Source organism: Adlercreutzia sp. DFI.6.23 (assembly GCF_024462535.1).
Lineage (GTDB): Bacteria > Actinomycetota > Coriobacteriia > Coriobacteriales > Eggerthellaceae > Adlercreutzia > Adlercreutzia rubneri.
Map to the genome: position 1 here is coordinate 1 of NZ_JANGBP010000593.1, position 297 is coordinate 297.

The window sequence follows — 297 nt, forward strand, 5'->3', positions numbered from 1 at the left end:
GGGCCGAAGGCGAGGACGGCCAGACCGTCGACAAGCCCGCGCGCCCCAAGCTTCCCGACCCAGTCTTCGGCGAGGACGTGAGCGAGGATAACCTCGTGAACCCCCAGCAAAAGCCCGACAGCTCTTTCATCAACGATACCTCCATCTCCGCTTTGCAGGAGGCCGATTCCTACCTGAACAACCAGACGGTGCAGGTGACGGGCGAGGTCATTGGAGACCGCATTCGCGCCGAGTTCGATCCCGGGAACAGCTGGATCGTCCTGCAGGGCTCCGATAGGGCTCACTCCGAAATCCCCG

The 297-nt window shown here is 63.0% G+C and carries 1 pseudogene; it reads left to right on the plus strand.

Annotation, left to right across the window (positions count from 1 at the left end):
- A pseudogene (locus NE591_RS14705) lies at nt 1-297 on the plus strand (hypothetical protein); the annotation flags it as partial.